At 76.6% G+C, this 7,812-nt stretch carries 9 protein-coding genes; 5 read left to right on the top strand and 4 right to left on the bottom strand.

The features are described 5' to 3' along the window. Positions 1 to 264 precede the first annotated feature (264 nt). The gene (locus ACQKM2_RS40365; RefSeq protein ID WP_427719094.1) at positions 265 to 915 is read right to left on the bottom strand and encodes an NAD(P)-dependent oxidoreductase; all 651 of its coding nucleotides are present in this window, start codon (positions 913 to 915) and stop codon (positions 265 to 267) included. Between the two features lie 87 nt (positions 916 to 1,002). Here ACQKM2_RS40365 and ACQKM2_RS40360 point away from each other — a divergent pair, with 87 nt between their 5' ends. Next, the gene (locus tag ACQKM2_RS40360; protein ID WP_427719091.1) at positions 1,003 to 1,608 is read left to right on the top strand and encodes a TetR/AcrR family transcriptional regulator; all 606 of its coding nucleotides are present in this window, start codon (positions 1,003 to 1,005) and stop codon (positions 1,606 to 1,608) included. Between the two features lie 9 nt (positions 1,609 to 1,617). Here the strand turns inward: ACQKM2_RS40360 and ACQKM2_RS40355 are convergent, their stop codons facing one another. Beyond that, a complete protein-coding gene (locus tag ACQKM2_RS40355) occupies positions 1,618 to 2,493 on the bottom strand; it encodes a carbohydrate kinase family protein (RefSeq protein ID WP_427719088.1) in 876 nt (291 codons plus the stop codon). Between the two features lie 91 nt (positions 2,494 to 2,584). Between ACQKM2_RS40355 and ACQKM2_RS40350 the strand changes: the two genes are divergently transcribed. After that, positions 2,585 to 3,016 carry a Rieske (2Fe-2S) protein gene (locus tag ACQKM2_RS40350; protein WP_427719086.1) on the top strand — a complete coding sequence of 144 codons (432 nt, stop codon included), beginning with the start codon at positions 2,585 to 2,587 and terminating at the stop codon, positions 3,014 to 3,016. A 46-nt stretch (positions 3,017 to 3,062) separates the two neighbouring features. On the opposite strand, the gene ACQKM2_RS40345 is transcribed toward ACQKM2_RS40350, so the two are convergent. Next, positions 3,063 to 4,052 (bottom strand): DUF5937 family protein, encoded by a 990-nt coding sequence (locus tag ACQKM2_RS40345; RefSeq protein ID WP_427719084.1) that lies wholly within the window; start codon positions 4,050 to 4,052, stop codon positions 3,063 to 3,065. A gap of 75 nt (positions 4,053 to 4,127) precedes the next feature. On the opposite strand from ACQKM2_RS40345, the gene ACQKM2_RS40340 reads away from it, so the two are divergent. After that, positions 4,128 to 5,027, top strand: a complete 900-nt coding sequence (locus tag ACQKM2_RS40340; protein ID WP_427719082.1) for an alpha/beta fold hydrolase — start codon at positions 4,128 to 4,130, stop codon at positions 5,025 to 5,027. On the opposite strand, the gene ACQKM2_RS40335 is transcribed toward ACQKM2_RS40340, so the two are convergent. Then, the gene (locus tag ACQKM2_RS40335; RefSeq protein ID WP_427719079.1) at positions 5,008 to 5,958 is read right to left on the bottom strand and encodes a hypothetical protein; all 951 of its coding nucleotides are present in this window, start codon (positions 5,956 to 5,958) and stop codon (positions 5,008 to 5,010) included. The genes ACQKM2_RS40340 and ACQKM2_RS40335 overlap by 20 nt on opposite strands. 249 nt (positions 5,959 to 6,207) lie before the next feature. Here ACQKM2_RS40335 and ACQKM2_RS40330 point away from each other — a divergent pair, with 249 nt between their 5' ends. After that, positions 6,208 to 6,837 (top strand): papain-like cysteine protease family protein, encoded by a 630-nt coding sequence (locus tag ACQKM2_RS40330; RefSeq protein ID WP_427719077.1) that lies wholly within the window; start codon positions 6,208 to 6,210, stop codon positions 6,835 to 6,837. A gap of 5 nt (positions 6,838 to 6,842) precedes the next feature. Next, on the top strand, positions 6,843 to 7,622 hold the full coding sequence (locus ACQKM2_RS40325; RefSeq protein ID WP_427719096.1) for a hypothetical protein: 780 nt from the start codon (positions 6,843 to 6,845) through the stop codon (positions 7,620 to 7,622). Positions 7,623 to 7,812: the final 190 nt, after the last annotated feature.

The following is a 7,812-nucleotide window of genomic DNA, read 5'->3' as shown; positions in this document are numbered from 1 at the left end:
CGCCTCAAACGCCGGCGGGGCTATGGAGAGCCCGTCCGGCGTTTGAGGACCGGGGTCAGGGGCGGAGCCCCTGGGAACGGTGGAAGGGCGGGTAGGGGACCCTCGCCCGCGCAGCGGCCCACCCACCCGCAGACGACCCACCGGCCCCAGCCACCCGAACCGGCCCCGCCCCACACCCGCCGGACGGAGTCCGGCGCAGCGGCGCGAAGCCGGTAAGGCCCCCTGGGGCCGAGCCGCGCGAGCGGCGCGTCAAAAAAGGCGGGCTCAGGCGGCGACGCCGAGGGCGTGGCGGGCCGTCGACGGGTCCGTCAGGGTCGTCAGGAGCGCGTCCGCGACGTCCGCGCGGGCGATCACCTTCCCGCCCGGCACATTGGCGTCCAGCGCCCGCCGGTACGCCCCCGTGCGCGGCCGGTTCAGCAGCCGCGGCGGCCGGACCACCGTCCACTCGGTCCGGCTCGCGCCGATCGCCGCCTCCATGACCGCCAGGTCGGCGTACAGGTCCCGCAGCAGCCTCCGCAGCAGCGGGTAGACCACCGCCCTCGTCAGCACCCCGTCCGACGGCAGCTCCGGCGCCAGCGGTGCCGCGCTGACCGCCGACAGCCGGCTCACCCCGGCCCGGTCCATCGCCGAGACGATCGCCTGCAGCGCCGGTCCCGCGATCGGGGTCAGCCGGGCCTGCTTGTTGTTCGCGGGGCCGAGGGCCGAGACCACCGCCTCCCGCCCCGCGAGGACCGGCAGCAGCGCCTCCTCGTCCGTCAGGTCCGCCACCACCGCCACCCGCAGCCGGTCGTGCGCGGGCACGCCCAGCCGGGCGGGGTCGCGGACGACGGCCGTCACCTCGTGGCCCGCGTCCAGCGCCTGCCGGACCACCTCGCGGCCGACGCCGCCCGTCGCTCCGAACACCGTGATCTTCATCGTGGGACCCCCGTCGGGGAATGGGAATGGGAATGGAGGGTGGGTGGGTGAGTGCTCACTCACCCCCGTGTCCACTAGGGTGAGTGAATGCCCACCCCTACGTCAAGCCGCCCCACGCCCGAGCGCCTGCTGGACGCCGCCGAGAGCCTCATGCGCACCGTCGGCCTCGCCAACGCCACCACCAAGGCCATCGCCCGTGAGGCGGGCTGCTCGGAAGCCGCGCTCTACAAGCACTTCGCCAACAAGGAGGAGCTGTTCGTGCGCGTGCTGGTGGAGCGCACCCCCAACGCCGCCCCGCTGATGGCCGCCCTCGCCGCCGACCCCGAGGACGGCGGGGCGGAGGCCGCGCTCACCGCCATCGCCCGGCACGCCTCGCTCTTCTACGCCGAGGCCATGCCGCTGGCCGCCTCGCTCTTCGCCGAGCCCGCCCTGCTCAGCCGCCACCGCGAGGGGGTCCGGGAGATCGGCGCCGGCCCGCACGTGGTGCTGGACGCCCTGGAGGGGCGGCTGCGCCGCGAGCTCGCCGCCGGCCGGCTCCGCGCGGACGCCGACCCCCGGGCCGCCGCCGCGCTGCTGCTCGGCGCCTGCTTCCAGCGGGCCTTCTTCCTGCACTTCTCCGGCGCCGACGTGGTCCAGCCGGTCGAGGAGTTCGCCCCGGCGCTCGCCCGGACCCTGTGGGCGGCCATCGGCTGAGCCGCCGGGCTACAGCTCCGCCGCGTACGGGGGCTCGGCGCCCGCCCGGGTGCAGGTCAGCGCGGCCGCGCGGGCGGCGTAGGCCAGGACGTCCGGCCAGTCGGCGGCGTCGGCGTCCGGGGCCCCGGCGAGCCGGTGCAGGAGCGCCGCGTTGACGGTGTCGCCCGCGCCGATCGTGTCCGCCACGGCGACGGGCAGGGCCGCCGCGCTGTGCTCCGCGCCGTCCGAGGTCCACACCGTCAGGCCCGCCGCGCCCCGGGTGAGCACCACCGCCGACGGGCCGGCCGCCAGCCAGTCGCCGACCCGGCCGCCCAGCCAGGCCGCGTCCTCCTCCGAGAGCTTGAGCACCGACACGTACGGCAGCCACCCCAGGAACCGCTCCCGGTACGCCTCCGGGTCCGCGATCAGCGCCGGGCGGACGTTGGGGTCGAGCAGGGTCAGCAGCCCGCGCCGCGACTCCCGGCGCAGCAGCGCCTCGTACGCGGACGCGCCCGGCTCCAGCACCAGCGAGCAGGTCCCGAGCGCGAGGGCCCGTACCCCCGCGGGCAGCGCGGGCGGCAGGGCGAACAGCCGGTCGGCGGTCCCCTCGACGTAGAAGCCGTACACGGCCGAGCCGTCCGGGCCCAGCGAGGGCACGGCCAGCGTGGTCGGCTCGGGCCCGCGCTGCACCAGCGAGAGGTCCACCCCGGCGGCCCGCAGCCCCGCCAGCAGGCTCTCGCCGAAGCCGTCCGCCGACACCCGGGAGCAGAAGGCGACCTCCGCCCCGAGCCGGCCCAGCGCCAGGGCGGTGTTGTAGGGCCCGCCTCCGGGCCGGGGCAGCAGGGCGCCCGCCGGCCGCTCGACGGGCACGAGGTCGATCAGGGCTTCTCCACCGACGACGATCACGCGGGGGAAGGTATCCCATCGGGCGCCGGTATCGTCGGGTCGACCCGTGGACCCCGCACCAGGGGCCCGCCACTCGTACCAGGAGAACCGCATGCCCGCGCAGCAGCCCGCCGCCCGCCGTACCGTCCTCAAGGGCGCCGCCGCGCTCGCCGGGGCCGTGGGCGCGGGGACGGCGCTCACCGCGTGCTCCACCGAGAGCAACAGCGGCGCCGGCAGCCCGGCCGTCCCGAAGGAGCCGGTCGAGCTGGGCGGCGCGGCCGACGTCCCGGTCGGCGGCGCGAAGCTGTTCCGCGAGCGCAAGGTCGTCGTCAGCTGCCAGGCGGAGGGCCAGTACAAGGCGTTCAGCGCCCAGTGCACGCACGCCGGCTGCGTCCTCGACAAGATCGTCGAGGGCGAGGGCAACTGCCCCTGCCACGGCAGCCGCTTCGACGTCACCACCGGCAAGGTCCTGCGCGGCCCGGCCACCGACCCGCTGCCGGCGGTCCCGGTCAAGGTGGAGAACGGCAAGCTGATCGCGGGCTAGGCCGGCGCACCCGTCGGCGGGGTTCCGGCGATCGGACGGGAGCGCCTCAGGCGCCGGTGGCCGGGTCCGCCGGCCCGGCCCCGTCGTCGGCGGTGAGGGCCGTGCCCGTACGGGTGCGCAGGTGTACCGCCGAACGGCCCGTACGGCGGGTCGTCACCAGGCCCGCACCGCGCAGCGCGCCCAGGTGCTGGGAGACGGCGCTCGCGCTGACCCCCAGGCGGGCGGCGAGGTCGGGGGTGCTGAGCGGCTCGCCGAGTTCGGCGAGCAGGGCGGCGCGGGTGCGGCCGAGGACGGCGGCGAGCCCGGCGGACGTCGGACGGGGCCGCTCCCAGAGCAGCCCGACGCCGGACGCCGGGTAGCGGATGGAGGCGGCGGCACGCGGGGAGTGGTCGACGACGACGTCCGGCCAGCCGAAGACGGACGGCATCAGCACCAGCCCGTGGCCGCCCGCGTCGACCGTCCACACCGCGCCGGCGCGGCGGCGCCCGTGCACCACCAACTCGCCCTCCCGCCACACCACATCGCGGTGCAGCTGCGCGAGCAGGCCTTCCACCCCGCTGTCGACCAGCGTCACCGCCCGCCGGGAGAGGTCCGCCTCCAGCACGGCCCGCATCCGCCCCCAGTGCGGGGCCACCAGCCGGGCGTGACAGCGCGCCAGCGCGTCGGCCACCCGTTCCAGCAGCACCGCCGGCTCCGGCAGCCCACCGGCCCGGGCGCCCAGTGCGGCGCACTCGGCCGTGACGTACGCGGGGTCCGTCCGCCGCAGGTCCGCCAGCTCGCCGCCGAACGCGGGCAGGCGTTCCTCCGGCACCGGGAACAGGAACGACGGCAGGCAGCCTTCGAGCAGCGTCCGCAGCAACGGAAGCTCCGGTTCCGCCGCCAGCACCGGCTGTGCCTCCCGCACCCACGGCAGGTGCACCGCGTGCCCGCCGGCACCGAGCGCCGCCCGTACGCCGAACACCGTCTCGGCCAGCGGGGACACCGCGAGCCGCACCCGCGCCACCTCGGCCGCCGAGAGGCGGATCTCCACCGGCACGTCCGCCCGCCCCCGATCGTTTAGCAGTGGCTGAACGATAGCCGGGCCCGGCCGCCGCCCCGCAGGGTGTCCGCCATGGAGTCCTTCACCTCGTACGACGGCACGACGCTCGCCTTCCGCACGCTCGGCGCCGGGCCGCCGCTGCTCTGCCTCCCCGGCGGCCCCGGCCGGTCCGTCGACTACCTCGGCGACCTGGGCGGCCTGTCCGCCCACCGCACCCTGATACTGCCCGACACGCGCGGCACCGGCGCCTCCGCGATGCCCGCCGACCCGGCCACGTGCCGGGTCGACCGCCTGGTGGCCGACGTCGAGGCGCTCCGCCGCCACCTCGGCCTGGAACGCCTCGACCTGCTCGGCCACTCCGCCGGCGGCAGCCTGGCCATGCTCTACGCAGCCGCCCACCCCGGCCGGCTGGACAGCCTGACCCTGGTCACCCCCTCGTTCGCCGCCGTCGGACTGCCCTCCGACACCGGCGCGGCGGAGGTGATCGCCGCCCGGGCGGCCGAGCCCTGGCACGCCGAGGCGGTGGCGGCGTACCGCCGGATGAGGTCCGCGAGCACCTTCTCCGAGGCGGCGCGGTACCGCTTCGCCTTCGAACCGCTGATGTACGGCCGATGGGACGCCGCCGCCCGCGAGCACGCCGCCGCCGACCCCGGCCAGCGTTCGCTGCCGGTCAGCGAGCACTACTACCGGGGCTACGCGCCCGACACCGAGGACCTGCGCAAGCGCCTGGGGGCGCTGTCCTGCCCCGGGCTGCTCCTCGCGGGCGGGCTGGACCTGTGGCCCACCGCCCGGTCGGCCGCGGACGCCGTGTCCCTCTTCCCCGCGATGACGCTCGCCGTCCAGCCGGACGCCGGCCACTACCCCTGGCTGGACGACCCGCGGGCGTTCACGGCGACGGTGGAGGACTTCCTCGCCGGCCGGTGGGCGGCCCCGGACGAGAGGGCCGCCGGGGCTACTCCCAGTCCCAGGTGATGCCCAGGATCCCGCGCCGCACGTCCTGTTCCAGCAGGTGCACCGCGCGGTGCCGGCCGCTCGGGGTGAGGTCGCCGAGGGCGGTGCGGGGAGCTCCGGGGCCCGTGCGGGCGAAGCGGCGGCAGCGCACCGGGAGGGCCGCCTCGTCGAAGGCGACCTGGAGCATGTACTGCCCGCCCGCGTAGCTGAAGCCGCGCACGTACTCCGCGCTGCGGCCGCCCGTGCCGTCCGCGATCCCGTAGCCGAAGACGTACGTGTCCCCGCGCCGCAGCCGCGCGTCGAAGAGCAGCTCCGCCACCACCACCCCTGCCTCCGGGTGGCAGCGCACGCGGCCCGTGCGGCAGTTCTCGTACGCGGTCACCTCCACCCGCGTCGCGTCGCACCCCGGATCGCCGTGGTGGACGGCGAGGTAGCGGTCGACGCCGTCGCGGTGGGCCCGGACGATCTGCTGCGACTCCCGCGTGCGCAGCTCGCCGCCCGGGCCGATGCGGACCCGCTCGTGGTGGCCGACCGTGTGCAGGCCGCCGTCCGCCGGGAGCTCCATCCCGGCCAGCAGCCCCTCCACCGCCGCGCCCACGCTCACCAGCGCCCGGTAGGAGCGGGCGGCCGGGCGGGGCGGGTCGGCGGCGGGGAGGGTGCCGGCCAGCAGCCGCAGCAGGGAGCCGCCGGGCAGTTCCAGGATCTCCTCCAGGGCGGATACCGCCCGCAGGGACTCGGGGTGGCGGGGCCGGCGGGCGCCCTGCTGCCAGTAACTGAGGCTGGTCACCCCGAGCTTGATGCCGCGCGCCGCGAGCCGGTGCTGGACGCGTTGCAGGGGCAGGCCGCGGGCGGCGATGGCGGCGCGCAGGGCGGCGTGGAAGGGGCCGCCGCGCAGCAGCCGTCCGAGCTGCGCCGCGTCCGGCGCGTTTGGCGGGTCGCCGGTGGGCCGCATGGCGACTCCTCTGTGAACGTTCACACGCGCCGGGTGGGGGGCCGGGCCGGTGGTACCGGGGGACCTGGTGGAACGGCAGCAACCGTTCACACCGCAGCCCCACCGTTCACACTGCAATGTCACCGCGTATTGAAGCGTGTTGACCTGATCGCGACAACACCCTGATGCTCCTCCACAGCGTCCGGACGCGCTCCTCCACCCCCACACACCCCGAGTCCCCACCTCGGGTCCCCATTCGGGAGGAACGCGATGCGCAACAGAAGAGGGCGGCCGTCCCTGGCCGCCGCCCTGATCCCCACCCTGGTCTCCGCCCTGCTCCTCGTCCTGCTGCCCGTGGGCATCGGCGCCGGTACCGCCACCGCCGCCGCCCCGGGCACCGACGCCCCGAGCGCCGCCCTGGCCTGGAAGCGGCTGGGCATCACCATGCAGGCCCAGCAGAAGAACAACTGGTGCTGGGCCGCCGGCGGCAACACCATCGCCACCTGGTTCGGCCGCAACTACAGCCAGAACCAGTTCTGCAACGCCGCCTTCAACCGCCAGCAGGGCACCGAGTGCCCCAACAACCAGGCCACCCTCGGGAACGTGCAGACCGCGCTGCGCTGGGCCGGCATCAACTCCGGCAGCTACGTGACGGGCTGGCTCCAGTACTCCACCGTGCAGACCGAGATCAACGCCGACCGGCCGGTCGAGACACGGATCCAGTGGTCGGGCGGCGGCGGCCACATGCACGTGATCTACGGCTACGACACCGCCGACAGCTGGGTCTACTGGGGCGACCCGTGGCCCTCCAGCGACCGCTACAACTGGGCCTCCCACGCCTGGTACGTGGACAACAGCACCTTCTCCTGGACCCACTCCCTCTACCGGATCGGGGCGTGACCGCCATGACGCTCCGCGCCTGTGCGGCCGCGCTCCTCACGGCCGCAGCAGCCACCGCCGCCGTACTGGCCACCGGCGGGCTGGCCGCCGCCGCGCCCGTACCGCAGCCGCAGACCGCCACCGCCGAGAACCGGGCGGCCGCCCACGAGGCCGCCGCCGCGCCCGACACCCTGGCCACCCTCTCCCGGTTCTTCGCCCGCGAGGGGAAGGTGTCGGTCGCCGCCGCACAGCCCCGGGTCGAGGGCGAGGCGACCCCGGTCAGCTACCTGTCGCCGGACTTCGTCGCCGGGAAGGCCGGGGCGCCGGTCGCGCGGCTGGAGTACCTGGCGAGCGCGGCCGTCTCCTCGGACGGGCAGAAGGCGGCCCTGTGGACCGCGAAGACCGGGGCGGGCTGGCAGGTGGTGAACATCGCCACCGGCGACGACGAGTTCCGCTACGCCCGGCTGGGTGCGGAGAAACTGCCCGGCGGGACCGTGTTCCGCGAGCCGCAGATCGACGCCTGGTACGTGGCCCGGGGAGACCGGGTGCTGCCGCTGGACGAGGACGCGGCGCGGGCCGTGGGGGACCGGGGGGCGGCGCTGGCCGGATACCGGGCCCGGGTGGCGGGACTGTACGGGGACAAGCTGCCGGGGTCGGCGTACGCCGACGAGGGCCGGGCCGGGGGCTTCGGCACCCCGGGCGGGGGCTCCGGCGGGGGGCCGGCGGCCGCGGCGGCCGGGGCGCTGGCGCTGGGCGCGGGCGGGGCGGTGCTCCTGGTCCGGCGGCGCCGGACCGCCGGGGCGTAGCCCCTGGCCCCGTGGGGTCCGGGTGGCCGTCCGCGGGCCCGGGCCCCTGCCGTTGCCCTGGCCGGGCGGTGGGGCGGGGGCCGGCCCTGCGGGGCTGGTCCCCTACCCGCCCTTCCTCCGTTCCCCGGGCTGCGCCCGGACCCCTCCCTGGGGGCTCCGCCCCCACAGATAATAAGAACGTCGGGTTGGG

Origin of the sequence: Streptomyces sp. NPDC004126 (genome assembly GCF_050275515.1) — a bacterium.
Lineage (GTDB): Bacteria > Actinomycetota > Actinomycetes > Streptomycetales > Streptomycetaceae > Streptomyces.
This window is presented reverse-complemented; position numbering and strand designations above follow the sequence as displayed.